Annotated in this window: 24 protein-coding genes and 1 rRNA gene; 8 read left to right on the top strand and 17 right to left on the bottom strand. The window is 72.1% G+C overall.

The genetic code is table 11. The features are described from left to right. The first annotated feature begins 159 nt into the window (after positions 1-159). Positions 160-276, top strand: a 5S ribosomal RNA gene (gene rrf, locus CLV43_RS45090). Positions 277-426: 150 nt separating this feature from the next. Here rrf and CLV43_RS45085 read toward each other — a convergent pair. Further along, a complete protein-coding gene (locus CLV43_RS45085; RefSeq protein ID WP_106196696.1) occupies positions 427-1,368 on the bottom strand; it encodes an NAD(P)/FAD-dependent oxidoreductase in 942 nt (313 codons plus the stop codon). Between the two features lie 126 nt (positions 1,369-1,494). Here CLV43_RS45085 and CLV43_RS47495 point away from each other — a divergent pair, with 126 nt between their 5' ends. Then, positions 1,495-1,674 carry a hypothetical protein gene (locus tag CLV43_RS47495; RefSeq protein WP_146175159.1) on the top strand — a complete coding sequence of 60 codons (180 nt, stop codon included), beginning with the start codon at positions 1,495-1,497 and terminating at the stop codon, positions 1,672-1,674. Here the strand turns inward: CLV43_RS47495 and CLV43_RS45080 are convergent, their stop codons facing one another. Both CLV43_RS45080 and CLV43_RS45075 read right to left on the bottom strand, forming a co-directional pair. Next, positions 1,675-2,250: an LURP-one-related family protein gene (locus CLV43_RS45080; RefSeq protein WP_245887501.1), complete on the bottom strand. Its 576-nt coding sequence runs from the start codon at positions 2,248-2,250 to the stop codon at positions 1,675-1,677. Positions 2,251-2,304: 54 nt separating this feature from the next. After that, positions 2,305-2,640, bottom strand: coding sequence for a nucleotide pyrophosphohydrolase (locus CLV43_RS45075; RefSeq protein WP_106196694.1), 336 nt, complete (start codon positions 2,638-2,640; stop codon positions 2,305-2,307). A 175-nt stretch (positions 2,641-2,815) separates the two neighbouring features. Between CLV43_RS45075 and CLV43_RS45070 the strand changes: the two genes are divergently transcribed. After that, entirely contained in the window at positions 2,816-3,352 is a 537-nt protein-coding gene (locus tag CLV43_RS45070) for an IS1096 element passenger TnpR family protein (protein ID WP_106196693.1), read from the top strand. A gap of 1 nt (position 3,353) precedes the next feature. Here the strand turns inward: CLV43_RS45070 and CLV43_RS45065 are convergent, their stop codons facing one another. The 7 genes from CLV43_RS45065 to CLV43_RS45035 form a co-directional block, all read right to left on the bottom strand. Next, entirely contained in the window at positions 3,354-4,427 is a 1,074-nt protein-coding gene (locus CLV43_RS45065; protein ID WP_106196692.1) for an XRE family transcriptional regulator, read from the bottom strand. 248 nt (positions 4,428-4,675) lie between these two features. Further along, positions 4,676-5,314, bottom strand: coding sequence for a hypothetical protein (locus CLV43_RS45060; protein ID WP_106196691.1), 639 nt, complete (start codon positions 5,312-5,314; stop codon positions 4,676-4,678). A 94-nt stretch (positions 5,315-5,408) separates the two neighbouring features. Next, a complete protein-coding gene (locus CLV43_RS45055) occupies positions 5,409-6,170 on the bottom strand; it encodes an ESX secretion-associated protein EspG (protein ID WP_106196690.1) in 762 nt (253 codons plus the stop codon). Beyond that, positions 6,167-7,468, bottom strand: coding sequence for a PPE domain-containing protein (locus tag CLV43_RS45050; protein ID WP_106196689.1), 1,302 nt, complete (start codon positions 7,466-7,468; stop codon positions 6,167-6,169). Before CLV43_RS45050 ends, CLV43_RS45055 begins: the two co-directional genes overlap by 4 nt. Before the next feature lie 11 nt (positions 7,469-7,479). Continuing rightward, the gene (locus tag CLV43_RS45045) at positions 7,480-8,076 is read right to left on the bottom strand and encodes a DUF3558 domain-containing protein (RefSeq protein WP_106196688.1); all 597 of its coding nucleotides are present in this window, start codon (positions 8,074-8,076) and stop codon (positions 7,480-7,482) included. Then, positions 8,073-8,405: a PE family protein gene (locus CLV43_RS48320; protein WP_211304866.1), complete on the bottom strand. Its 333-nt coding sequence runs from the start codon at positions 8,403-8,405 to the stop codon at positions 8,073-8,075. Before CLV43_RS48320 ends, CLV43_RS45045 begins: the two co-directional genes overlap by 4 nt. A 208-nt stretch (positions 8,406-8,613) precedes the next feature. Next, positions 8,614-9,009, bottom strand: coding sequence for a hypothetical protein (locus CLV43_RS45035; RefSeq protein ID WP_106196686.1), 396 nt, complete (start codon positions 9,007-9,009; stop codon positions 8,614-8,616). A 249-nt stretch (positions 9,010-9,258) separates the two neighbouring features. Here CLV43_RS45035 and CLV43_RS45030 point away from each other — a divergent pair, with 249 nt between their 5' ends. Next, a complete protein-coding gene (locus CLV43_RS45030; RefSeq protein ID WP_106196717.1) occupies positions 9,259-10,206 on the top strand; it encodes an ATP-binding cassette domain-containing protein in 948 nt (315 codons plus the stop codon). Further along, the gene (locus CLV43_RS45025) at positions 10,203-11,015 is read left to right on the top strand and encodes an ABC transporter permease (RefSeq protein WP_106196685.1); all 813 of its coding nucleotides are present in this window, start codon (positions 10,203-10,205) and stop codon (positions 11,013-11,015) included. The genes CLV43_RS45030 and CLV43_RS45025 overlap by 4 nt, the downstream gene beginning before the upstream one ends. Here the strand turns inward: CLV43_RS45025 and CLV43_RS45020 are convergent. The 7 genes from CLV43_RS45020 to CLV43_RS44990 form a co-directional block, all read right to left on the bottom strand. Next, a complete protein-coding gene (locus CLV43_RS45020) occupies positions 10,997-14,089 on the bottom strand; it encodes an AfsR/SARP family transcriptional regulator (protein ID WP_106196684.1) in 3,093 nt (1,030 codons plus the stop codon). The two genes, CLV43_RS45025 and CLV43_RS45020, sit on opposite strands and share 19 nt — an antisense overlap. A 66-nt stretch (positions 14,090-14,155) precedes the next feature. Then, positions 14,156-17,020: an AAA family ATPase gene (locus CLV43_RS45015; RefSeq protein WP_106196683.1), complete on the bottom strand. Its 2,865-nt coding sequence runs from the start codon at positions 17,018-17,020 to the stop codon at positions 14,156-14,158. 20 nt (positions 17,021-17,040) lie between these two features. Next, positions 17,041-18,141, bottom strand: coding sequence for a metallophosphoesterase family protein (locus CLV43_RS45010; protein ID WP_106196682.1), 1,101 nt, complete (start codon positions 18,139-18,141; stop codon positions 17,041-17,043). Further along, positions 18,138-18,548, bottom strand: a complete 411-nt coding sequence (locus tag CLV43_RS45005; protein ID WP_106196681.1) for a hypothetical protein — start codon at positions 18,546-18,548, stop codon at positions 18,138-18,140. Before CLV43_RS45005 ends, CLV43_RS45010 begins: the two co-directional genes overlap by 4 nt. Then, positions 18,545-20,953, bottom strand: coding sequence for an AAA family ATPase (locus CLV43_RS45000; RefSeq protein ID WP_146175158.1), 2,409 nt, complete (start codon positions 20,951-20,953; stop codon positions 18,545-18,547). The genes CLV43_RS45005 and CLV43_RS45000 overlap by 4 nt, the downstream gene beginning before the upstream one ends. A 303-nt stretch (positions 20,954-21,256) precedes the next feature. Further along, positions 21,257-21,625, bottom strand: a complete 369-nt coding sequence (locus CLV43_RS44995) for a peptidase inhibitor family I36 protein (RefSeq protein WP_106196679.1) — start codon at positions 21,623-21,625, stop codon at positions 21,257-21,259. A gap of 76 nt (positions 21,626-21,701) precedes the next feature. After that, positions 21,702-22,541 (bottom strand): DUF72 domain-containing protein, encoded by an 840-nt coding sequence (locus CLV43_RS44990; protein ID WP_106196678.1) that lies wholly within the window; start codon positions 22,539-22,541, stop codon positions 21,702-21,704. Positions 22,542-22,613: 72 nt separating this feature from the next. Between CLV43_RS44990 and CLV43_RS44985 the strand changes: the two genes are divergently transcribed. Genes CLV43_RS44985 through CLV43_RS44975 form a run of 3 tightly spaced genes read left to right on the top strand, consistent with a single transcriptional unit; the run spans position 22,614 to position 25,442 of the window. After that, positions 22,614-23,399, top strand: a complete 786-nt coding sequence (locus CLV43_RS44985; protein ID WP_106196716.1) for a metal-dependent hydrolase — start codon at positions 22,614-22,616, stop codon at positions 23,397-23,399. A 26-nt stretch (positions 23,400-23,425) separates the two neighbouring features. After that, on the top strand, positions 23,426-24,637 hold the full coding sequence (locus tag CLV43_RS44980; RefSeq protein ID WP_106196715.1) for an MFS transporter: 1,212 nt from the start codon (positions 23,426-23,428) through the stop codon (positions 24,635-24,637). A gap of 40 nt (positions 24,638-24,677) precedes the next feature. Next, on the top strand, positions 24,678-25,442 hold the full coding sequence (locus CLV43_RS44975) for an arylamine N-acetyltransferase family protein (RefSeq protein ID WP_106196677.1): 765 nt from the start codon (positions 24,678-24,680) through the stop codon (positions 25,440-25,442). Positions 25,443-25,721 lie beyond the last annotated feature (279 nt).

Raw genomic sequence — 25,721 nt, 5'->3', positions numbered from 1 at the left:
GTTGACCGGTACTAATAGGCCGAGGACTTGTTTACGAAGACGCTACGCATCCACTGTGCGGTTCTGAAAGAACCGAACCGGACCACCTGGGTCCAGAGTCCATCCTTGGGGTGGGTGTCTGGAGACTCGGGTGTCTACGGGTTGGTAATTTCATAGTGTTTCCGCGGTCATGGCGGAGGGGAAACACCCGGTCCCATTCCGAACCCGGTAGTTAAGCCCTCCTGCGCCGATGGTACTGCACTGGTGACGGTGTGGGAGAGTAGGTCACCGCGGGACAATTATTCCCTCAGGGGGAGCACCAGTTCTGGTGCTCCCCCTGAGGATTTTTTGCGTTCCGGGGGTGTTGGCAGGCTGGGGCGGGGGTCGCCTGGTGGTGAGGACCCCCCGATTCACAACTTACTCAGGGGGTCCGACAGTTTTCGCGGGTCAGGAGAGCCTGGTGGCGAGGGCGCGGCCCAGTGCGGTGCCGGACGTCCAGGCGGTTTCGACCCGTGGGCTGCCCCAGGCGTCGCCCGCGATGCCAATGTGCTGGTCGTCCAAGTGGTACGGGCTGCGTCCTGGTTGGGATGGGCGGGCGTAGGTCCAGCGGTGGACGTGGGTCGTGGTGGCGTGGTCGGTGAGGCCGAGGACGGTGCGGACGGCGGTTTCGACCTCGTCGGCAGCCGCGGTCGGGTCGGCGACGTAGTGCTCGGTGAAGTCGGCGGTGGTGTGCGCGACCAGGACGGGTGCGCTGTCGCCGCGGCGTTCGCCGTCGTCGAACACGGTCTGCAGGATCGGGTGGTCGTTGACGAAAGCGCCGTGGAAGTCGGACCAGGAGCGGTCCGGGAACACGAGCGTGACGGCCAAGGACGGCAACCAGACCTGGTTCTCGACAGCCTGGCGGGCGTCGGCGAGCTCGGGGTGCAGGACGCGCAGGGCCTGCGGGCCCGGCATGGCGAGGACGACGGCGTCCGCGTCGACACCGTCGACCTTGGGGCCGGGCTCGATCCACTCGACGTCGTGGCCGGTGGTCACGTCCAAGCCGGACGCCAGGTCCTCGGCGAGCGAGCGCAACCCGCCCGGAGCGGCCCAGCGCATCGGGCCGGTGGTCCGGTGGGCGCCCTCGGGGTCCAGGACGGACAGGGTGTCGGTCCACTCGCGGACCAGGCCCGCGTCCCGCCACCTCGCGGCGAGCGCGACGAAGTCGTCGTCCTGCGCGGTGAAGTAGGCGGCACCGATGTCGGTGCGCCGACCGCCGTACCGCTTGGTCGCCAGCCTGCCGCCGCACACCCGGCCGCGTTCGACCACCCGGACCTCGACACCGGCCCCGGTCAACGCCCTGGCGCAGGCGAGGCCCGCGATTCCCGCTCCCACTACGACGACAGCCACACCGACACCCTATGAGTGGCGCTGCGTCACGGCCGAATCGCCCTGAGCGGCCGACCGGGCAACGAGTCTGCTGCGAGCGGGTGATCCCAGGGGGCATTCCGGGCGGCGCTGCCTAACGTGATCTCCATGAACGTCGACCTGGAGGTACCCGTGTGGTGGCGCGGCACGCGAAAACCGGGAACGCGCAAGAGGAAACGGGGCAGGCACGCTCGGGAGAGAGCACCTGCCCCGCCTACTGCCCTGGCCGCGTTCTTCGGTGTGGTCCTGCTGGTGGCGCTGGTCCTGCTGGTCCTCACCTACGCCTGATCACCGCGACTGGAGCGCGTCCACCGCGACGGCCTGCGCGATGACGACCCGGCGGTCGACGTACGGGTCCTTGATCTCGATGAGGTAGTGGTCCCGCAGCCACGTCTTCTTGTCGACGTTGAAAACGGGCTGGGCACCCCGGACGAAGTCGAAGTGGTACCGCATCGGGAACGGGAAGTTCTCGATGAACGGGATGAAGTTCCACAGCCTGCGGAACACCGCCACGCCCTGGCTGCGCTCCCGACCGGTGGCCGTGGGGGCGCCGGGCTGGTCGAGGTGCCACGTCGAGTTGATCAGCGACTTGCCGAAGTCCTTGCGGAAGAAGCCGATCGCCTGGCCGTTCCCGTCGACCACGTCGTAGCCGCTGGCCAGGTCGATCACCTTGCGGGCCTTGAAGCCCGCCAGCACCACGTTCTTCGACGAGTCCGTGTAGATCGTGACCTGCTCCTTGAACGCCATCCGCTTCTGCTCGACGAACGCGATGAGAGCCCCCGGCTCACCCGCGCCGTCGTCGGCGAAGATCTCGTACCGGTTCACCATCAGGGTGACCTTCTGGTGCATGTGGAGTCTGTTCATCGCTTGCGGGTTCAACATTTCCCCCTGCGTTGGTCCGGTTGAGCGAAGAGCATGTCACTCGACCGGGCGAAGGTCTCCGGTGGGGAACCTCTTCTCGTTCCGCTCGATCTTCGCGAACGCCGCTTCCACCAGGTCCACGTCCAGCTTGTCAGCCAACCTGACCAGGTAGTGCACGACGTCGGCGAGCTCGTCGCGCACGTTCCACGCCAGCTCCGGGTCCTCCATGGCCCGCGCGGCCTGCTCCGGCGTCAACCACTGGAACAGGTCCGTCAGCTCGCCCACCTCACCGGACAAGGCCATGACCAGGTTCTTCGGCGTGTGGTAGGTGTCCCAGTCGCGTGCCGCGGCGAACCGGCGCAACGCGTCCCGCAGGTCTTCGAGGGTGTTCATGCGTGCCAGAGCTACCACATCGCGGAAATCCGCGTCGCACTGCGCGACCTGCCGCCGCTGTGCGCCAGCGAGCTGGCACAACGGCCACGCCGACACGCTTCGACGGTGCCGGGGGTGAACGACCACTCCTCGCCGAACGCCGAACAACCCGTTCGAGATCCACTATCTTGTCGCCGTGGCACGTACCTGGCTGTCGATTCGCGTGGAGCTCGTCGAAGGTCGCGGTGAGCAGTTCTGGCCTCGTCCGGGCCGCGACTTCGTGGTGTCCCGCTCGCACTCGTTCGCCCAGCTCGCACGGGCTGTGGACGTCGCGTTCGCCCGGTGGGACCTGGCGCACATGCACATGTTCACCCTGTTCGGCGGCGCCTGCATCAGCGCCTTGAACCTCTGGGACGGCGACGAGCCGGAGGGGACGATCGACAGCGGGAAGACGAAGCTCGGCAAGCTGAAGTCCGGTGACCAGTTCGCCTACGTCTTCGACTTCGGCGACGAGTGGGCGCACCTGTGCACCGTCGGCGCCGACCGCGTGGACCCGTTGGAGCAGCTGGGTTTCGTCCCGGACGGTCCCGCGCCCTACTGGGGTTGGGGCGAGCTGCCCGACCAGTACGGGCGGCACTGGGACGATGACGACGACATCGCCCCCAAGGCGCCCAAGCCCCTGCTCAGCGACCTCCCGCCCATCCTGCCGCTGTGGGGCAAGCGCCGCCGGTGACTCACCGCACCAGCGACAACCGCCCCTGCCGGGCGCTGGTCCGCCGTGCGCCCGGCAGCACTGTCAGCACCAGCCCGAACAGCAGACCGTCCAGTTCGGCCCCGTCCAGCAACAGTTCCCGCGCAACCTGCTGCGGTGTCGTCCCCCGCTCGCGCAACACCCGGAACACCTTGGCCAACAGCAAGGACCCTTCACGGGCCACCACGCCGTCCGGCTCCGCGATCCGGTAACCGCGCCCGCTCAGCTCCGCGCACACCGCGCCGTACTGCTCGGCGGTCAGCAACCCCATATCCCGCAACCGGTAGGTCAACGCCAACGCCGACACCCGCCAGCGCGCCCGGTGGCCGAGCACCTGTTCGGTGACCGGGCCACGGGGCACCGACGCCACCACCCCGGCCCTCGGCATCAGGAACGCGCCCGCGAACGCGTTCGCCTGCTCCTCCGCGTCCACCGGCCGCCCGTTCCCGTGCAGCACCAGGTGCCCCAGCTCGTGCGCCGCGTCGAACCGCCCCCGCTCACCCGACGTCGTCGGGTTCAGGAACACGTAGGGCGTTCCCCCGCTCCGGAACGAGAACGCGTCCACCTCCGCGCAGTCCGCGGGCAACGAGAACACCCGAACCCCGTGCGCCTCCAACAGGTGCACCACGTTCGGCGCCACTCCCGTCCCCAACCGCCAGCGGGCGCGCACCATCTCCGCCGCCGTCTCCGGGTCGGGGTGGTCCAACGTGGGGACGTCCGCGGTGGGCAACGAGAACGTCCGCTCCAACCACCGGTTCACCCCGATCGCCAACCGCCCCACGGCCACCGCCGCGTCCCGCCTCACCGCGGGCACCCGCCCCGCCGCCCGGAACGCCACCGCCCCCACGGGCAGCTCGTCCTCGTCCGGCGCTTCCAGGAACCCCACCGGAAACCCCAACGCCTCCGCCAACGCGGCCGTCCGACGGGCATCGGGCTGCCGCCGCCCGCGCTCGTAGTCACCGATGCTGGCGGCACTCACCCCGACGACCCGCGCCAACGCACCCGCGCTCAGACCACGCCGCTTGCGCGCCAAGACAAGCCGGGATGCGGTGAGCATGATCCCGCCATTCTGGTACCTGCCTCGACGGAGCCGCCAAACGGGGTTCGATCACGCCCTCGCCCACACCACCCACCCCGGAGCCGCCTCTCTGCCCGACGAAGCCCGGATGTCCCACCCGGCACGACGTCCGGATGCTTCGTCCGGTGCGAAGCAGGACGCCCTGTCCGGTACAGGGCACGATCCGGCGAAGCGCGGATGCCTTGCCGGCTGCGGCTGGAAGTTGGGTCACGCCTGGGCGGGTGGTGTCACCGCAACGTCACCGGGAAGTCCACCTCCACGGCACCGTCCTCCTCTCCGCCCACCATCGGCCCGAAGTCGTAGGGCGGCAGCACGATCCGATGCGCCCAGTGGTCGATCACCTGCCCCTGCGGCGTCGGCTCCGGCTGCGACACCTCCCGCAGCACCACCAACCGCCCGTCCCGCACCGTCGGGAACGTCACCAGGAACCACAGCTTCAGGCCCCCGTTCCGCTCGAAGTCCGCGAACAGGCTGAACTGGTCGTGGTCGTTGTCCTGCGTCATCGCCGTGATCGCCGGACCCTTGGTATAGTCGCTGCGCAGCTTCGCGGCCTCGTCACCGGTGTGCCGGTTCCCCTGCAACGCCCCCAGCACGACCGGCTTGCTCGGATGCCTCACCAGCCCCGCGTTCCACTTGTCGTACCGACTCCACCCCTGCCCGACCAGCACCTCCCGCAACCGCCCCACCCGATGGATCCAGTCCAACAACCCAGGCCCGTTGGTGGGCCCCAACGGCGGCGCCGACATGCGCGCGTTCACCCCGGCCCAGATCGCCTCGTCCAGGTACCCCACCCTCAGCCCGAGCTCGGCCAACCGCTCCTCAGGACCCGGCACCGACCCTGCCGGGTGGAACACGATCTCCGTCATACCCCCACGCTAACCACGGGGTACGACAATTTCGGGCAGCCGCCGAAGCCCCACACGCCACGGAACGGCCGGTACCTCCGTCGCAGGTTCTCGCTTACCGCGTGCTGTCCGCGAGCAGTTCCGTGACCGCCGACGTCAGCCGCGGGTGGTCGGCGGCCGCCAGCGTCGCCCACCCCCGTCGCCGGGTGAACTGCCACCGGCCCTCCGGGGTGTCGTAGAACGACACGACATACGACGCCCGTCGCCGCGGCCCCGGATGTCCTTGGTGATCACGACGATGTGCCGCACCGAACTGGCCCATCGCGACCACGTCACCCAGCACCGCGCAGACCTGCCGCGCGTCCTGCCCCGTCAGGCCGCCCTCCCGCAGCACCTGCTCCATCCGCACACCGGCGGCGGCCGCACGATCCAGCAGCTCGCCGGGCATCGTGATCGAGCGCGACCTGGGTACGGGTGCCGCGGGGAGAAGCCCCACGAGCGCGCCCGCCAGCCCGGACTCCTCCACAGCGTCAAGAGTCAGCTCCTCGGCCGTGAGCACCGCGACGACCGCCTTCCCGTTGTGGGCCGCACCCATCGCCCGCGTCCGCGGACCGTGCCGGTCCAACCGCAGCCGCGCGTCCACCTCACGCTCCGGTCGGGCAAGGACTCGCAACCGCTCCGCGAGCACCGGATCCAGCTCCCCACGACCGGTGAGCCTCCGCTCACCCAGCCCCCGCCAGGCGTGGTGGAACAGCTCCCGCCGCTCCTCCAACGTCTTGCCGTGACCAGGGATCGCCAATGCCGTCGGCTGCTCGCCGAGCCGCAGGTGCTCCCAGCACAGGTCGTACTCCAGGCGGGTCAGTACGAACCGGCTCACCGCTGGTCGTCCCCGATCACCGGGGGAGCGACCAGAACGTCGTCCCCGCCCCACACGTCGTCCAGCTCCTGGAGGTACTCGGCGGCCTTGTGCTCCCCGTCCTCCTCGCCCTGCACCCCTTGCGGAACCCCACCCATCGCCATCCCCGCCGCGCCTTTGAGGCCCGGCCGGACACCGAGCGCCGGTTCGGTCGCGGAGCTGCCGGACTTGCCACGCCCCACCGGTTGGCCGGGCTGTTCTGGTCGGCCGGAGACGGTCGGACCGTTGGGTGTGGATGACCCTGGGCCGCCACCGCGCGTGCCGGTCCCGATTCCTGGACCGCCGCCGCGCATGTCGACCCCGAGACCTGAACCGCCGCCGCGCGTGCTGATCCCGATTCCTGAACTGCCGCCGCCGCGTGCGCCGGGTCCCATGTTCCCGACGCTTTGACCGCCTGTGGTTGTCCCACCTGGAACATTGCGGCCAGGTGTCGAGGTAGTGGACGACGAGGCGGTAGTGCCCGCAGGGGAGTGGTGTGCCGCCAGCGGTGCAACGGAAGTGGACACGTGCGTCGAGCCCTGCGCGGTCTGCGGCGACGGGAAAGCGTTGCCCTGGGCCAAACCCGTGGGTGGCACCACGGCGCTTTGCTGAGTCTGCGGCGCTGGTGTCGAAGCAGCCTGGGTCGTTGTCTCGCCGGCGCCGAACCGCTCACCGAACTCCCGTGAGTACTGCCGCTGCTCCACCGACTGCTCCACCCGCGGCGCAGGCACCTCCACGGTCACGGTCGGCGGCGGCGTGAACGCGCCCACCCGCGACACCGCCTCCGCCGCACCGCCCTGGTACCCGTTCATCATCCGCACAGCCTCACGCTTGGCCTCAAGCGCCCGCTGCTCCTCCACGTCCTGGTCCGTCTGTCCACCGACCAGGTGCGTCATCCCGGCCGGGATCCCGAAGAAGTCGTCGTTGGCCGTCGACGACACCACCACCGGCTCGGGCATCCGTTCCCGCGTCCCCGTGTAGTACGACTGCTGCGCCTGGAACGCGTCATGGCTCTCGACCCCGGCGGCACGGGCGTTCTCCGCCCACTGCACTAACGGCGCCATCCCACCGCCGAACGAGTCACTGGCCGCACCCGTCCACGACACCTTCGCGTCCCGCAGCGCCGACTCCACCTCCGACTTCGCATTCCCCATGACCGCACGGAAGCTCAACCACGCGTCATTCGTCGCCTGCGCCAGAGCGGCATCGGCACTGCTGTGGATCTTGTCGTAGAGCTGCTTGTGTGACTGCGCGTCGAAGTTGTGGTTCCCCACCGGCATGACGATCCCCCTTACTTCGTCAGGTTCTGCATAGCCGCCTCCGCAACCGCCCTGGCCCCGTCACACGGCTTCGGAAAGCGATCCGTGAAGCTTTTGCTCACCTCGAACCCGGTGAACAGGTACTGCCCGTCCGCCACGTCGACGGCTACATCGCACCGGGCCTCGTCGCCGGAGCGGGTGACCGTGATCGCGGGGAACCCGTCGACCGGCGCGATCGCGGTCGGCTGTCCCTGCCGTTTGCCGCTGGTCCACACCTCGAAGCCCTCGGTCACGACCGTGGTGATGTTCCAGAACGCGCCGGTGGCCTCGAACATGCAGTTGGGTGACTTGAACGTCTGGTCGACGTACTGCCGTGACGACAAGGTCTGGGCGATGGCGGACGCCTGCTGCCCGGTCATCAGCTCGCAGGGGTTTCTCCCGTCGATCCGGACCTCCTTGGGCCTGCTGGACGAGAGGCCTGTCGAGGGGCCTGTTGAAGCCGACACAGAGGTCGGCGAGCTCGTCGGGCTTGTGGAGGCCGCCGGTTTGGCGGTGCCGCCCGCGGAGGTGCCGCAGGCTGCCAGGAGAAGCAGCAGGGCGGTCGCCGTCACCAGGTGCCGAGTCATCATCGCCCGATTCCGGTGCCGAGGTTCTTCATCGCCATGGCGTGGGTGTCGTCCGCCAACTGGTAGGTATCGACAGCCCCTTGGAGGCCTTCGATTGTGAGGTTCAGCTGGTCGATGAACTGCCGTGTTACGTCGATCGCCTGGTCCGCGTTCGCGGTGAAGTCCTTCGCCGCGTCCTGGGACACGTCGTCCTCGGCGAACGGGACGACGGCAAGCGCGTGGCTGTTGGCGAGGACGAAGTCCGAGACAGTCGCCCGCACCGCCTCCAGCCGGGTCTTGAGGCGGACCACCTCCGCGGGGTCCACTCGCATGGTGGCGCCGCCCTGTGGCATCGACATGGCACTCCCTCCCGCACACCCTCCGCGACCGAACGGTTGCCAGGCGTGGTCGGACTCCTGGAATCGGAGGGTAATGGAGAGGCCGGTCGTTCCGAACGGGGAATGTGAATGTTGAATGCGTGCATTCACTCGTACGGATGACAGGAAAGGTGAAGGCGAATCAAAATAGCTTTCATTCCGCATATCTGCGGAATGGGTTACCTCACCGCGCGGCGGTATCCACCTCGGCGAACAGCGCGGTGGTCGTGCGGACCGCCTCGGTGTGCCACTTGCGCAGTTCCGCGGCCGTCGGTGCCAGTTCGTAGTCCTGGTGGTTGGCGACGCGGGTCAGCGCTTCCCAGAGCCGGGAGGTGGCGCTGGCGATGCGGGGGTCCGCGTAGAGCGGGAGGGTGAGCAGGTCGGTGCGGGGGGAGGTGTCGGGTTCGTCGTGGGAGCGCAGGACGGCGGAGACGGTGCGTTCGAGGGCGGTGCGGAGCAGCCAGACGCAGCACCTCGGCCAGATGCCGCCGGGCAGTCTGACGGCGCTGAGGAGGCCGTTCGCGAACACGAGGCGTTCCGCCACCTCGTCCTGGATCGCTGTCGCTGTCGCCGAGTCCACGTTTCCTCCGGTGTCGCGATGCCACTCGTCGAAAACGTAAGGGTCAAATAGACCTACCGAAGAGTTGTCACACCATCGTGTGCATTTGTTGGAGTGGTGGGCCGACTTGTGGTGTACCCGCCGTGGCCGGTCGCCTCTGATGGGTTATGCGGGTGGGGTGACATGGGGTGACATGGAGTTGTGCCGGGTTTGGCACGGCGGGTGGGCAGGGTGGTGCGCAGTTCGCACAACCACGAGGGGGAGAGCCCCATGCCATGGGCTTTCCAGGCCGAGGGCCTGGTCAAGAGGTACGGGAAGACGACGGCGCTGGCGGGGATCGAGCTGGCGGCGGAGCAGGGGAGCGTGCTGGGGGTGCTGGGCCCGAACGGGGCGGGGAAGACGACCGCGGTGCGGATCCTGGCGACGTTGCTGAGACCGGACGCGGGGCGGGCGACCGTGGGCGGGTTCGACGTGGTGCGGGACGCGGCGAAGGTGCGGCGGCTGATCGGGCTGACGGGTCAGTACGCGTCGGTCGACGAGGACCTGACGGGCACGCAGAACCTGGTGCTGATCGGGCAGCTGCTGGACCTGCGGACGCCGGACGCGAAGGCGCGGGCGGTGGAGCTGCTGGCCGGGTTCGGGTTGAGCGAGGCGGCGGGCAAGCAGGTCAAGACGTACTCGGGCGGCATGCGCAGGCGGCTGGACCTGGCCGCGAGCCTGGTCGGGCGGCCGGAGGTGATCTACCTCGACGAGCCGACGACCGGGCTGGACCCGGCGAAGCGGGAGGACGTGTGGTCGATGGTCCGCTCCCTCGCCGACGACGGGGTCACGGTGCTGCTGACCACGCAGTACCTGGAGGAGGCCGACGCGCTGGCGGACACGATCTCCGTCATCGACCACGGGAAGGTCATCGCGAACGGCACGCCGGGCGAGCTCAAGCGGGTCGTCGGCGGCCAGACCGTGCTCATCCGGCCCGCCGACCCGGCCGACCTGGTCACGGCCTCCGCGATCGCGGGCGCCGTCGCCGACCGGCAGGTGGAGTCACCCGCCCGAGGGGTGCTGACGGTGCCGGTCGACGGCGACGCGGCGTTCACCGAGATCGTCCGCAGGCTCGCCCAGGAGCGGATCGCGGTGACCGAGCTGTCGCTGCGGCTGCCCAGCCTCGACGAGGTCTTCTTCACCCTCACCGGCCACCACACCCAGCAGGAGGCGGCATGACCGCGCTCGCCGAACCGCGGCTGACCGCGCCCGCGCGGATCGAGCCCAGGCCCTTCGGTCTCGCCCGGCACAGCCTCGCGCTGGCCAGGCGCAGCGTCCTCAAGACCCTGCGCACCCCCGAGCAGCTGCTGGACGTGACGATCCAGCCGGTGATCTTCGTGGTGGTGTTCGTGTACCTGCTCGGCGGCGCCATCGCGGGCGACACGGGCAAGTACCTCCAGTTCCTCGTGCCCGCGATCATGGTGCAGACGGTCATGTTCGGCGGGATGGCCACCGGGGTGAACCTGAACACCGACATCGGCAAGGGCGTGTTCGACCGGTTCCGGAGCCTCCCGATCGGCCGGTCCGCGCCGCTGATCGGGTCGGTGGCGGGCGACCTCATCCGGTACGTGGTCGCGATCGTGTCGCTGCTGGTCTTCGCGTCGCTCATGGGCTTCCGGTTCCAGACCGGCGTCGGGTCGGTGCTCGCCGCGTGCGTGCTGACGACCTTCTTCGCGTTCTGCCTGAGCTGGGTGGTCGTGCTGATCGGGATGGTGATGCGCACGCCCGGCGCGGTGCAGGGCACGGCGTTCGTGATCATGTTCCCGCTGACGTTCGGCACCAGCATGATCGCGCCGAAGGACACCCTGCCGGGCTGGCTGCAGTCCTGGGTGGGGGTGAACCCGGTGGCGCACATGATGGAGGCCTCGCGAGCCCTGATGCTCGGCGGTCCGCTGGGCGACCACGTGGTCTGGGTGCTGGTGTGGTCGGTCGGGATCCTCGCGGTGTTCGCGCCGCTCGCGGTCCGCGCCTACCGCCGCCGCACCTGATCGATCGCCGACGCGCGGTCGAGACCGCGGCCCTTGGCGTGGGCGGCGTCGTACGCGGCGTCGCCCATCGCCTTGCGCAGCAGCGGGCCCAGCACGACGAGGTCGGGGTTGAGCACGTCCGGCGCGCCGCGCAGCTGCTCGGCGGCCCCCAGCACCAGCGCGGCGGCGGAGTGGTCGCCGACGTGCGCGTGCACGGCCGCCACGGTGACGGCGATCCTGGCCAGCACCGGCATGTCCTTCGTGGTCAACGCCTGCTCGACCGCCTGCCCCAGCAGCGCCCACGCCGCGGGCACGTCCGACCTGGCCGCCCGCACGTGCGCCTTCGACGCGAGCACCAGCGCGCGCAGCTGCGGGGCCACGACGACGGAGTCCTCCAACGCCGCCATGGCCGCCGAGTAGTGCCGGTCCGCGGCGTCGAGGTCGCCGTCGAGGCGGTCCATGTCGCCGAGCGCGGAGTGCGCGAACGTGACGCTGTGGCTGGACACCAGCCCCCGGCCGCCCTCCTTCGTGATCGCCTCGTACTCCGCGCGCGCCGACGACTGGTCGCCGTTGTGCGCGCGGATCCTGGCGAGCATGAGCCGGTCGTGCGACACGTCGTCGTCGCGCTGGAGCTCGAGGCGCAGCGAGATCGACTCCTCGATCGCCTCGATCGCCTCCTCGTGGTCACCGAACAGCAGGTGGCCCTCGGCCAGCGACGACAGCGACTGCGACAGCCCGAACCGGTCGCCGACCGCGCGGAACCCGGCCACGGCTTCCGCCATGTCGCGCCGCATGCCGTCCATGTCGCCGTCGTTCTCCCGGACGATCCCGCGCACCATCCACAGCGCCGCCCTGGTCCACGGGTCGGGGTGGTCGAGCCGCTGGTCGACCAGGGCGACCCCGAGGGCGACGTCGTCGGTGACGATCGCGAACATCGGCTCGAACAGGGCGAGCACCGGGTGCGCCCGGTGGACGTCCACCACCGCCAGCGCCTCGCGGTACTCGGCGATCAGCCGTTCCCGTTCGCTGCCGCCGCTCCACAGGGAGCCGTTGAGCAGGTACAGCGCGGCGGTGATCGTCCGCGCGGGCTCGGGTTGCTCGCCGGGCACGTTCAACGCGATCCGCAGCCACGCGCCGGTGTCGGAGGTGGTGCCCAGGATCCAGCCGAACATGCCCAGCGACGCGCCCAGCCGCACGGCGGTGTCCGCGTCGCCGGTGTCGGCGGCGAAGTGCAGCGCCGCCACCAGGTTGTCGCGTTCCAGGAGCAGCTTGCCGAGCCACACGACCTGGTCAGGCCCCCGCAGGTACGGCTCGGCGGTCTCGGCGAAGTCGAGGAAGTACGCCGCGTGCTCCCGGCGCGCGGCGGTGGCCTCCCCGCGTTCGACGAGCCGTTCGAGGGCGAACTCCTTGATCGTCTCCAGCATCCGGAAGTACGGCTCCGGCGCGTCGACGACCTGGAGCAACGACTTGTCCGCCAACGCCGTGAGCAGGTCCAGGCCCTCGCCGGGGCGCACGTGCTCGGCGGCGTCCAGGCTGATCGCGGCCGGGAACACCGCCAGCCGCTCGGCGAACGACCGCTCCCGCTCGCCCAGCAGGTCCCAGCTCCACGCCACGACCGCGCGCAGCGTCTGGTGGCGGGGCAGCGCCGTGCGGCTGCCGCCGGTGAGCAGGCGGAACCGGTCGTCGAGGCGGTCGGCCAGCTGCCGCAGCGACAGCGACCGCAGCCGCGCGGCCGCCAGCTCGACGGCCAGCGGCAGCCCGTCGAGCCTGCGGCAGATCTCCGCCACGTCGGCCGCGTTCGCCTCGTCCACGGCGAAACCGGGCCGCACGGCCGCGGCGCGGTCGACGAGCAGCCGCACGGCCGGGCTCGCGACGGCCTCGGCGACCGAGGGCGCCGCCTTCGGCACGGCCAGCGTCGGGACCGGGTGCAGGGTCTCGCCGAACACGCCGAGCGGTTCCCGGCTGGTGGCCAGGATCAGCAGCCTCGGGCAGCGGCCCAGCAGCTCCTCGGCGAGCCGGGCGGCGGCGTCGACCACGTGCTCGCAGTTGTCCAGCACGATCACCGAGTCGCTGCGGGACAACAGGTCCACCAACCGGTCGGTGGTGTCGGCGGGCGGCAGGTCGGGGTCCGGGTTGCGCTTCTCGCGGATGCCGAGCGCGCCCAGGACGGCGACGGGCACGTCGGCCGGGTCGGTGACCGGTGCCAGCTCCACGAGCCACGCGCCGCCCGGCAGCAGCCGCGCCGCGGTCGTCGCCAACCGGGTCTTGCCCGCGCCGCCCGGCCCGACGAGCGTGACCAGCCTGGTCGTGGTGAGCAGCGAGGTGACCCGCTCGACCTCGGCCTCGCGGCCGACGAAGCTGGTCAGGGCCGCGGGGAGGGTGCCGCGGGCGGGTGCGGCGTCGGTGCGCAGCAGCGCCTGGTGGACCTGCCGCAGCTCCGCGGACGGGTCGGTGCCCAGCTCGTCGGCCAGCCTGCGCCGCACGTCCTCGTAGACCGCGAGCGCCTCGGACCGCCGGTCGGCCGCGTGCAAAGCACGCAGCAGCAAGGCGTGCAGGGGCTCGCGCAACGGGTGCCGGGCGGCCAGTCCGGTCAGCTCGGCGACCACGCGGTCGTGCCCGCCCGCCGCGAGGTCGGCCTCGGCGCACGCCTCGACGGCGGTCAGCCTGGCCTCGTCGAGCCGGGCCGCGTAGGCGGTGGCGTACTCCGCGTCGCCCGCGTCCAGCAGCGCCCGTCCGCGCCACAGCGCCAACGCCGCCCGCCGGTCGCCGTCCTCGCCCGACCGCGCCAGCCGTTCGAACGCGTGCGCGTCGACCGCGTCCGGCGGCAGGTCGAGCCGGTAGCCCGCGGGCGCCGAGCACAGCACGGCCGGGTCCGGCAGGGCGCGGCGCAGCCTGGCGACCAGCGACCGCACCGAGTTGACCCGGTCGACCGGCAGGTCGTGCGGCCACAGCGCGTCGGCCAGCTCGTCGACGGTCACCACCCGGCCGACCCCGACGGCCAGCCGCACCAGCAGGGTCCGCAGCCGGGCACCGCCGATCGCGACCGGGACGCCGTCCTCGGTCACCTCCAGCGGGCCCAGAATCCTCACCTGCACGGTTCAACTGTGCCATGCGGACGCCCCCGCGGTGCGCGTCACCGAAGAGGTCCACTGTGGACGGTGCTACTCCACCGGGATGCGGGTCAGCTCGCGCAGGGCGTCGTGCTCGCCGTCCAGGTGCTCGCGGGCCCAGTCGAGCACCGCGGTCTCCTGGGCGAACAGCACGACCTGGCGCTCGGTGGCCAGCTTGAGCAGCAGGTCCAGGATGGCCGTGGTGCGGCCGTCGTCGGCCTGCACGGTGATGTCGTCGAGCAGCAGCGGGCACGTCTCGCCGGTGACCGACAGGTGCTCGGCCAGCGCGAAGCGCAGCAGCAGGTACACCTGCTCCGCGGTGCCCAGCGACAGGTTCGCCGCGGGTCGCCACGGGCCCGACGGGCCGCGGACGCTGACCTTCAGCGTCGCCGGGTCCACACGGGCGTCGGTGTAGCGGCCGTCGGTGATGCCGGGCAGCCGGCTGCGCAGCGTCACCGCCAGCGACGGCGCGATGTCGCGGTGCACGGCGGCCTGCGCGGCGGCGATGTACCCGCCGGTGGCCTTCAGCGTGGCGGACAGGCCCGTGATCGCGGCCAGCTCCTCCTGTGCGGCCGCCAGCGCCTCCTCGGCCTCGGGCACGTCCGGCAGCGTGCGGCCCCGTTCGGCGAGCGCGCCGCCGAGCTCGTCGGCGGCGCTGGCCACCTGGCGCGCCTCGGCGCGGGCGGTGGTGACGGCGGTCCGCGCCTCGGCCAGCAGCGCCTCGACCTCCTCGGCGTCCCCGGTCGTCCCGCACGCCGCCGCCAGCTCGTCGCGCCGGACCAGCGCGGTGGCGGCCTCCTCGGCGTCGTGCTCGGCCTCGGCCAGCAGGGTCGCGTGCTCCGCGCAGGTCACCACGAGCCCCGCGGCCAGCTCGTCCGGGGTGGAGTCGGCCAGCAGCGTCGTCAGCTCGGTCCACGCGTCGCGTTCCGCCGCGGCGGCGCGGAGCTGGTCCTCCCAGCCGCGCTGCCACCTGTTCAACGACGCCAGCAGCTCCGCGGCGGTGGTGGCCTGCGTGACGGCGGCGTTCTTGTCCGCCGCCCGCACGGCGTCGCGCACCAGCGCCAACGCTTTAGCGCGCACGGCCGCGACCTCCACCGCGGCCTCCTCGGCGCGGTCGCGCTCCTCGACCGCCCGCGTCAGCACGTCCCGCTGCGCGGCCATCGCGGCCTGCCGGGCGGCGATCGCGCACGCCCGCTCGTACAGCGCGAGCAGCTCGGCCACGGGGAGGTCGGGTTCGGTGTAACCCTTGTCCACCAACGCCGAGCGCAGCTCGTCGTCCCGCGCGGTGACGGCCTCGGTGTACTGGAGCTGGTGCTGGTCCCACACCGCGCGGCCCGCGCGCAGGCCGATCTGCCGCTCCGCCCTGGTCGCCAGCTCCTGGAGCACCAGCGGCTCCGCGGGCAGGCCGAGCACCGCGCACCGGGAGGACGCCTCGACCACGGCCGGGCTCGTGCGGCGGATGTGCTGCCCGGCGTCGCGGCCGTCGGACGTGGCGGACTCGACGATCCGCAGCACGCCGACGAACAGCGCGGGCGTGAGCAGCGCGAGACCGGGCAGCAGCCGCCCGGCCACCAGCAGCGCGATGCCCGCGACGCCCACCACCCCGGCCAGCACGGACATCGCCGTGCGCAGACCGGTCTTCGCGGGCGGTGGCGGTGGCGCGTCGAGCGCGGCGGCCAGCTCGCGCACGACGGCCGGTCCGGCGGCCAGCGCCGCGGTGAGCTTCGGGTCGCCGATCTGATCGGCGATCGCGGGTCGGCGGCCCTCGTGCGCGGACACGACGGCGAGCGCGCGTTCACGGGCCAGCGCGAGCTCGCGGATCCGGGGCGCCACCTCGGTGTCGCCGGTCGGCGGGTCGGGCACGGCGGCCAGCTCCTGGCGCAGCTCGGCCGACGAGGACCCGGTGAGCTTGCGCGACGACGGCGCCGCCCGCCACGCCGCGAGGGCGGCGTGCACGATCCGGGTCACCTCCTCCTGCGCGGCCAACCCGGCGGGCGGGGTGCCGCCGAACCTCTCGTCCAGCTCCTTCGTCCGCGCCAGCCGCCGCTCGGCCTTGGCGACCTCGGCCGCCCGGTCGTCGGCCTTCTCCTTGGACCGCAACGCCTTGCGCTCCGCGGCGGTGTGCGCGCGGGTCGCGCTCAGCAGCTCGTCGAGCGCGGTCGCCGCGGTGTCGGCCCGTTCGGCGAGCTCGGCGGCCGCGTCGGCCTCGGCGCGGCGGATCTCGGCCTCCTCCACCAGCTCCAGGTACCGCTGGTGCGCGCCCCGCGCCTCCGCCAGGTCGTGCTTGGCCTGGTTGAGCCGGTTCTTGGCCACCTGGAGGGGCTTGGTGGACTTCGGCCGCTCCTGGCCGACGTGGTCGCGGTGGAACGCGTCCAGGCCCGCCAGCGCGGCGGCCGCGGTCGCGTCGGCACCGGCGGTGGCCGCGGCCCGCTGCAGGTGGTCCTGCAGCCCGTTCGCCGCGGTCAGCACGCCCAGCAGCTCGGCCTGGTTCACGCACGCCGTGGCGGCGAACGACTTGCGGTCAAGCCCCAGCCACCGGCTCGCGTCCGGCGCGCCCTCGAACATCACCTCGGCGCTGATGTCCTGGTCCAGCCCCAGGTCCGTCGCCCGGCAGCCCGACTTGCCCGCGAGGTCCTGGTGCAGCCCGACCCGCCGCCCGTCGTCCAGCACCACGACGGAGGAGACCTTCCAGTCCTTGTCGTGCCACGGCTTGTGCAGCTCGGCGAACCGGCGCTCCGGTGTCGTCAGCGCGCCCCGGCCGCGGCGGCGTCCGCACAGCGCCGCGTAGATCGCGGCGTGCCAGGAGGACTTCGCCGACTCGTTGGCGCCCGCGACGACCGTCAGCCCCGGCGCCAGCTCCAGGGTCCGGTCGGCCAGCGGGCCGAACGCGTGCGCGGTGACGGACTCTATTCGCATGTCTTTCCCCGTCTTGTCCCTCAGAGCACGGCAAGGTCGGCGGTGCGCCCGTCGAAGGCGCGCAGCCCGGTGACGAGCACCCGCCGCCGGGTGTCGTCGTCCAGGTCCTCGTCCGCCCGCACGTCGCGGACGAACCGGCCGCGCACCGTGGGTTCCTCGGCGAGCGCGGCGAAGTCGGTGGTGGGGCGGACGGTCCCGACGCGGACCACCAGCGCCTCCAGGTGCGGTGCGCAGCGGGCGAGGTCGTCGGGGCGCAGGTCCGCCTCCGGGCCGACCGCGCCGCCGAGGGTCACCCGGACGACGCCCTCCAGCCCGGCCACGGCGGCGGCCACCTGCTCCCGGACCTGGTCGGTGCGCGCGGCCCCGGCCAGCTCCACGGCGACGTCGTGCACCCGGCTCGTCGCCACGTCGTGGCGCACCCGGTCCACCCGGCCGTCGTCGTGCACGGTGTGCAGGACCGCGCCCCGCCGCCCCTGCTCGCCGAACGTCAGCGGGTCGGGGTTGCCGGGGTAGGTGTGCCGCTCGGCGTCGCGCGGCGCGTGGAAGTGCCCGAGGAACGCGTGGTGCAGCCCGGCCTGCTCGACCTGCCGCGCGGTGAACGCGGCGTGCGGCATCCGGCCGCCCTCCTGCACCGCGAGCCCGGTGAGCTCGGACCCGTGGAACAGGGCGAGGTGCACGCCCGCGCGGTCCACGGCGAAGTCCTCCAGGAACCCGTCGCCGTCGGTGGTGCCGCGGTGCGCCGCGCCCCACAACGTGACCCCGTCCGCCAGCGTCTCGGCCACCAGGCGGTCCTCGGCGAACACGTGCACGTTCCCCGACCACGCCACCTGGTGGTACGGGCTGCGCGGGCCGTACCGGTCGTGGTGGCCCGGCGCCAGGTGCACCGGCACGGCGGCCTCCTCGAACGCGTCGCGCAGGAACGCGGCGGTGTCGGGGGAGAAGCGGTCGTGCTCGTACAGGTCGCCGCCGCACAGCAGCGCGTCCACCCGCTGCTCGCGGGCCAGCGCGACGATCCGCAGCAACGTCGTCCGCAGCGCGGCCCGGCGGGCGCGCGCGTGCCGCGGCCCCACACCGTGGAACGGCGTGTCCAGGTGCAGGTCGGCGAAGTGCAGCACCCTCATCCGCGCCTCCTGGACCCGGCCTCGACCCGCGGCCGGGGCAGCAGGTCCGGCAGCTCGGCGAGCAGCGCGTCGGCCAGCCGCGCGGTGTCGCAGTGCCAGCCGCGCAGCTCGTCGACGGTCGGCGCGATCTCGTAGTCGTGGTGGTGCGCGGCCCGGCACAGCGCGTGCCACAGCTGCGCGGTGTCCTCGGCGACGTCGTCGTCCAGGTACCGCGGCAGGCTCAGCAGCATCGCGTGCATCGAGCCGTTCGGCCCGCACCTGGCGGCGCACAGCGCGACGACGGCGCGTTCCAGGGTCGTGCGCAGCAGCCACGCCCCGCACCGCACCCGGACGCCGTCGAGGGTCCGCGCGTCGGAGAGCATCCGCTCGACGTGCGCCAGCCGGTCCAGCACGTTCCGGTCGTTCACTTCAGCCCATCTCTCAGCCAGGTGGTGAGGCGTTCGGTGTCGCGGATCAGCGTCCGCAGGTCGCCGTCGTACGGCCTGCCGGTGCCCTCGCGGCACGCGTGCAGCACGTCGACGGCCCAGGGGCCGAGCACGTCGGTCAGGTGCGCGGGCAGGCTCCCGTTCGCGGACAGGTCGTCGAAGACCGCGAGGGCCACCCGTTGGCGGGTGGTCAGCGCCTGCTCGAGCACCAGCTCGACCTCGGCGTGGGACTGGCCGCGTTCCAGCCGGATCCGGCGGAACCTGGTGTCGCCCGCCGACTCCAGCGCGGCCCGGCAGCAGGCGGCGACCAGCTCGGCGCGGGCCTCGTCGGGGAGGTCGTCGGTGGTGCGCATCGCCCGCGCGTCGGCCAGGTAGCGGCCGACCGGGTCGTCGCACATCCGCACCTGCACCAGGGAGTTCTCGCCGCGGCACACCTCCCACACGGTCGCCGGGAGCCGCAGCCTGCGCACCGCCTCGACGAGCCGCTCGTCGTGGGTGAAGACCACGACCTGGCGGGTGAGACCGACGTCGGCGAGGACCTGGGCGAGACCGTCCACCTTGGCCGGGTCCATGGCCTGCACCGGGTCGTCGATCACCACGAACCGGAACGGGCTCTCGTCGACCACGGCCCTGGGCAGGAACAGCGCCAGCGCGAGGGCGTGCAGCTCCCCCTGGCTCATCACGGCGAGCGCGGCGTTGGGCATCCCGTCGACCGACACGTCCAGCTCCACCCGCCGGTCGTTCTGGCCGGTGCCCTCCAGGTGCACGGTGCCCAGGTCGATGTTGCTCTGCTGGCGCAGGCGCTGCCAGATCCGCTGCGACTCCTTGGCGAAGGGCGCGATCCGCTCGGACCTCAGCAGCGCCGCGGTTCTTCGGATCCAGTTCTCCGCCTCGGTCACGTCGGCGAGCACCTGCTGGTCGGCCAGCGCCCGCTCGGCCTGCGAGTGCCACTCGAACAGCGCGAGCGCCATCGGTCGCCACACCAGGTCGCGCTTCGCGATCTGCTCCTGCGCCACGGCCCTGAGCGCGTCCACGGCCGCGAGCACCGCGGCGTGCCGACCCGGCAGGTCGCCGCGCAGCCGCACCGGGTCCTCGGAGGTCGAGCACTCCGCCCACGACGCCCACGCCGCGCGCGCCGCCTCGGTGTCCAGGAAGCCGTCGACCTGCTTGAGCAGGTCGGGCACCGGCTGGCACAGCGCGCGGGCGGCGGCGGTCTCGGTGTCCAACCGGGTGCCGGCGTCGTGCAGCGCGGCCGCGGCGTTCGCCAGGGTCTCGGCCCGCCGGGTGGTCGCCACGTACCAGCGCCGGTCCAGCACCCCGTTGCCGCACACCGGGCACGACTGGTCGCCCTTGGTATCGTGCAGCTCCAACGACACCCGCAGCACCTCGCTGGTGCGCAGGCACGTCTGCGCCCCGTCGGTCGCCACCGCGGTCACCGCCGCCAGCGCCGCGTCCAGGTTCTCCAGGCAGTGCGCCAGGTCCGCGGCCGACGGCAGGGCCAGCTCGGTCACCTGCTGCAGCAGCGGCATCCCGCCGCCGCCCATGTCGGCGCCCAGCGCCAGGTCCGCCAGGGCGTCCAGGTCCGGGTGGTCCTGCCCGAGCAGCTCGGCCGCCCGCTGCGCCCGGCCGTCCGGTGACGCCGCCAGCTCCGCGCGGATCTTCGCCCGCCGGTCGTGCGGCCGCGCGACCACGTCCGCCAAGCGCTTGCGGTGCTCGGCGAGCCGGTTCTGCGCGTCCGTGATGGTCTCCAGGCCCAGCAGGCTGTGCACGGCGTCGTGCAGCTCGCTCGGCTTGCCCTCCAACGACTTGCCCAGCTCGCTGTAGGGCAGGAACGGCCGGTAGGTCTCCAGCGCGGCCCGCCACCTCGGCTCGTCGAACGGCACCGGCTCGTCGCCGCTGCGCCGCTCGGTCCACGTGCCGCCGCCGAAGTCGTCACCGGGCGTCCACGCCCGCCGGATCGTCGTCGCGCCCTCGTGCCCGGCCCGCACCAGCGTGATCGCCACGGACGTGTCGCCCGGCGCGTGCAGGTTGCGCCACCCCTGCCGCCACACCTCGTTGAGCGACCGCGTCCACCGCGTGTTGTCACCGGTCAGCGCGAACTCCGCGCCCTCGGCGAAGCTCGACTTGCCCGACCCGTTGCGCCCCGTCACCACGGTCAGGCCGGGGCCGCTCGCCAGCGGCAGGTCGACCTCCGGCCCGATCCCCCGGAACCCCTTGACCCTGATGCCGGACAGGAAGATCCCGCTGCCCGGCCCGCGCCGCGGGTGGTCGGGCGGCGCGTCGTCGCCGACCACGCCGTCCAGCACCCGGTCGAGCGCGGACTCCCCGCGGCAGGCCGCGACCACGAGCTCGGCGGCACGCGGGGTCAGCTCTCGATCACTCGCCACCCGGCTCAGCATCAGCCCGTGTAATCCGGTTTCGGCAACCGCCACCGTTACGTCTCCTCTTCGTGCTGATGCACGGCTAGGCGGGAAACGTAGGCGCAACGAAAGTGCTTACTGAAGGGTGTTCACACGATCGTGTGGATCCAATTCGGGGGGTGTGATCTCTCTGCGTAACCGCTGTCGGGAGGAATTCCCGTGGTCACCTACCTGATGAATGCTCGAATTCCACCGGGCCGGAGGGCGGGATTCGAGGTGCGGGGGAATCGCCTTTTCCGGACTCCCGTGGATCATGGCGGGATGGTCCCCCTAGCGCTCCCACACCTGGATCGCGCGGACCACGAAAGGCGCGTTCGGCACGTAGGTCCCCCGACCCGGATAGGTGGTGAACTCGGCCTCGGTGGAGCACGTCTCGCCCTGGTACACGCTGGCGTCGCGGGTCAGCCGGTTCACGAACGAGTGGGCCACGAGTCCGCCGGGGAGCGGGATGCACTCGCCGGGGTTGGCGGACTCGAGGTCGAGGCGCCTGGCGGGACCGGTGTAGTCCGGGCCGCCCCAGAGGCAGAACTCGCCGGGGTCGCAGGTCGGTGTGCCGGACTGCTGGGCCGAGGCGGTGCCGCTGGAGACCAGTGCGCCCGTCGTGATGGCCAGCGCGGTCAGAAGGGTTCGGGTCGACATCGGTACCTCCGTCGGCTTCGCGGACCGCTTCAGACTCAGCCGTTCGGCGGAATCCCGCGTGGGCGTTCGGTCGGATTCACCTGATCGTGTGGGCGACACGCCGAGGCGGCTGCTCGACCCTGGCGAGCAGCGCGATCGCGTCGCGCGGGGCCATGACCTTCGCGTCGTTGTCGAAGTAGACGAACACGTCCGCCGCCGCCGACCACGCGCGGACCTTCGCGGCCCACCGGTCCAGCCCCTCGTCGGTGTAGCCGCTGACGTACAGCTCGTCGGCGCCGTGCAGGCGCACGTAGACGAAGTCGGCGGTCACGTCCTCGACGAGGGGGAACCTGCCCGCGGAGTCGGCGACCACGACGGCGACCCCGTGCGCGCGCAGCAGCTCCGGGAAGCGGGGGTCGACGAAGCTCGGGTGGCGGACCTCCAGCGCGTGCCGGACCGGGCGGTCGAGGTCGGTGGTCGTCCACGCCGGGTCCACGCGCTCGTCGTGGCGGGCCGCGAGCTCCGCCGCGGCGGTCGTGGTGCGGGGGAGCTCGCCCAGGAACTCGTCGAGAAGCGCGGGGTCGAACCGGAGCGTCGGCGGCAGCTGCCAGAGCACCGGGCCCAGCTTCGGGCCGAGCGCGAGGACACCGGAGGCGAAGAAGTTCGCCAGCGTGTCCGCGCTGTCGCGCAAGCGCTTGAGGTGCGTGATGAACCGGCCGCCCTTGAGCGAGAACACGAAGTCGTCCGGGGTCTGCGCGGCCCACTTCCGGTAGCTCGACGGGCGCTGCAACGAGTAGAACGACCCGTTGATCTCGACCGACGTGACCTGCCGCGACAGGTGCTCCAGCTCGCGCTTCTGCGCGAGACCGGGCGGGTAGAAGACGCCCCGCCACGGCGGGTACACCCACCCCGACGTCCCGACCCTGATCCGGCCCATCGCGCCATGCTGCCGCAGCGGAGCCGATCGCGGAACTTGACCTTGAACCGGCCGAACCGGATGCTCGAAGGGGTGATGGGACGAACGCACGCGCTCACCGGGTGGTGTGCGGGACTGGGGATCGCCCCACTGCTCGGCCACGGCGACCTCGCCGGGGCGGTGCTCGTCGGCCTCGTGACCGCCGGCTTCGCCCTGCTGCCCGACTTCGACCACCGGCACTCGACCGCGTCGCGCTACCTCGGCCCGCTCACCGGCGCCCTGTCGTGGATCCTGCGCAAGTCGTCGAGGTACGTCTACGCGATCACCAAGGGGCCGCGCGACGAGCCGGTGACCGGCGAGCACCGGCACCTCTCGCACACCGTGCTGTTCGCCGTGCTGCTCGGCTACTTCACCGCGGGCGCCACGCAGCTGGGCGGCAAGTGGGCCGTGCTGGGCGTCGCGCTGTTCGCCGTGCTGCTGGCCGAGGCCGCGCTGGGCGACTGGGTGGCGGTGCTGTCGGTGGCCGCGGTGGTGTGGTGGCTCGTCCAGTTCGGCCTCGACGAGGCGCTGGTGCAGCTGGACGGGCTCTCCGGCGTGCTCGGCATCGCGGTGGCCGTCGGCTGCTTCGTGCACTGCCTCGGCGACTCCGTGACGGTGTCCGGCTGCCCGTTCCTGTTCCCGCTGCCGATCGCGGGCGAGACCTGGTACGAGCTGCGGCCGCCCAAGTGGCTGCGGTTCCGCACCGGCGGCCCCGTCGAGACGCTGTTCATGTTCCCGGTCGTCGCCGTGGGGGCGCTGCTGCTCATCCCCGGCGCGTGGACGGTCGTGACCTCGATCATCCCGGCGATCCAGAAGTTGACAGAACCCGGCGCAGGTTAGCTGCGCGAGCCGGCATGATGTCCGGCATGGGGTTGCTCGCCGTGAGGGATTTCCGCCACCTGTGGGCGGCGGACGTGATCAGCCAGCTCGGCACCGGGCTCAGCCAGCTCGCCGTGCCGCTGCTGGCGATCTCGGTGCTGGACGCGTCCGCGTTCGAGGTGTCGCTGCTGAGGGTCGGCCAGATGATCGCGTTCCTGGTGATCGGGCTGCAGGTCGGCGTGTGGTGCGACCGGCTGCGCTGCCGCCCCCTGCTGGTCGTGGCCGACCTTGGGCGCGCGGTCGCGCTGCTCAGCGTGCCGGTGGCGGCGCTGCTCGGCGTGCTGGCGCTGTGGCAGCTCTACGCGGTCGTGCTGGTCACGGGCACGCTGACCGTGGTGTTCGACATCGCCCACCCCTCCTACCTGCCCCGGCTCGTGGACCGCGAGCACCTCGTCGAGGCCAACACCCGGCTGGAGCAGAACCGGTCCGTCGCCGCGGTGGCCGCGCCGACCCTCGCGGGCTGGCTCGTGCAGTGGGTCGGCGCCCCGGTCGCCCTGCTCGTGGACGCCTGCACGTACCTGTGGTCCGCGCTGTGGCTGCGCACCATCCGCACGCCCGAGCCGCGGCCGCCGCACGTGGAGGACCGGCGGATGTGGCGCGAGGTCCGCGAAGGCCTCGGGGCGGTGTCCGGCCACCCCGTGCTGCGGGCGTTCGGCGGTCACGGCGCCACGATGTCGCTGTTCCAGTCCGCGCACATGGCCGTGGTCGTGGTGTTCCTGGTCCGCGACGTCGGCCTGTCGCCGGGCGTGATCGGGCTGCTCGGCAGCGTCGGGCTGCTGGGCGCGCTGTCGGCCGCCGCGCTCACCGGGCGGCTCACCCGCCGGTTCGGCGGCGCCAGGGTGCTCGTCGTCGGCGGGGTCGGCTGCGGCGCCGCGTTCCTGGCCTACCCGCTCACCACGTCCGGCTGGGGGCTCGGCTGGTACGTGCTGGCCACGTTCGGCGCGAGCTTCGGCATCATCTGCCTGTCCATCCTCCAGGTCAGCTACCAGCAGGCCGTCTGCCCACCGCACCTGCTCGGCCGCGTCAACGCCACCATGAGGGTCCTGATCTGGGGCGCCATCCCGCTCGGCAGCCTCCTCGGCGGCGGTCTCGCCACCGTCCTGGGCGCGCGCGGCGCCATCACCACCGCCGCGTTCGGCGTCCTGCTGTCGTCGGCGTGGCTGGTGCTGTCGCCGTTGCGGGGTATGCGCGAGCTTTAGCGGTTTGTCCGATCGGTGCCCTTCGGGCGAAGCTCTGGGGATGGAGATGATCGACGCGTACCTGGACCGGATCGGCGCCACCCGGACGACGTCACCGGCCGACCTGCAGGAGCTGCACCTGCGCGCGGTCCCGTTCGAGAACCTCAGCATCCACCTGGGCGAACCGATCGTGCTCGACGAGGACGCGCTCGTCGCCAAGATCGCCACCGGTCGCCGCGGCGGCTTCTGCTACGAGCTCAACGGCGCCTTCGCCGTCCTGCTGCGCGCCCTCGGCCACCCCGTCCACCACCTCGCCGCCAGGGTCTACCTCGGCGACCGCCTCAGCGCCCCCTTCGAACACCTCGCCCTCCGCGTCGACGACACCCTCCTCGACGTCGGCTTCGGCGACTTCGCCCTCCGCCCCCTCTCCCTGACCAGCCGCGCGGACCAGCCGGACGCCGAGGGCGTGTTCCGCGTCGTCGAGGCGGAGTCCGGCGACCTGGACGTCTACCAGGACGACGAACCCCAGTACCGGCTCGAACTCCGCCCCCGCACCCTCTCCGACTTCGCCCCGATGTGCTGGTACCAGCAGCACTTCCCAGGGTCGCCGTTCGCGAAGGCGCCACTGGCGACGTTGCCGACGGGGGAGGGGAGGGTGACGGTGAGCGGGCACCGGGTGATCACGACGGTGGGTGGGGTGAAGGAGGAGCGGGAGGTGGGGGACGCGGAGCTGCTGGGGGTTTACCGGGAGGTGTTCGGGATCGAGCTGGACCGGGTGCCGGGTCGTTCGGACAGCGCTGCTCCTGCATCTCGACGGGCTGATTGACTTGGTGGGGTCGGGCTCGGAAGCGCCGTTTTCCTCACTCGGTGGTGTGGATGTCTGAACGGGAACGGCACGGAGGAACGTCGCGGGGCGAGGGTGTGTCCAACGACTTCGACGGCACTGCCACCGGCTTGGTCGTGCAGGCGCGCGATATCGGTTCCGTGGTCTACAACGCGCCGTTCTCGACGGTGCGGCTGCCCGGCACGCTGATTCGAGTTGCCTTGGCGTGCGCGGCCGGGGTCGCGCTCTTCCTGTCGATCAGGTTTCTGGGTATCCCCGATT

The organism is Umezawaea tangerina (assembly GCF_003002815.1).
Classification (GTDB): domain Bacteria; phylum Actinomycetota; class Actinomycetes; order Mycobacteriales; family Pseudonocardiaceae; genus Umezawaea; species Umezawaea tangerina.
Note: the sequence above shows the minus strand (reverse complement) of the source record. Positions and strands in the feature narration are given on the sequence as shown.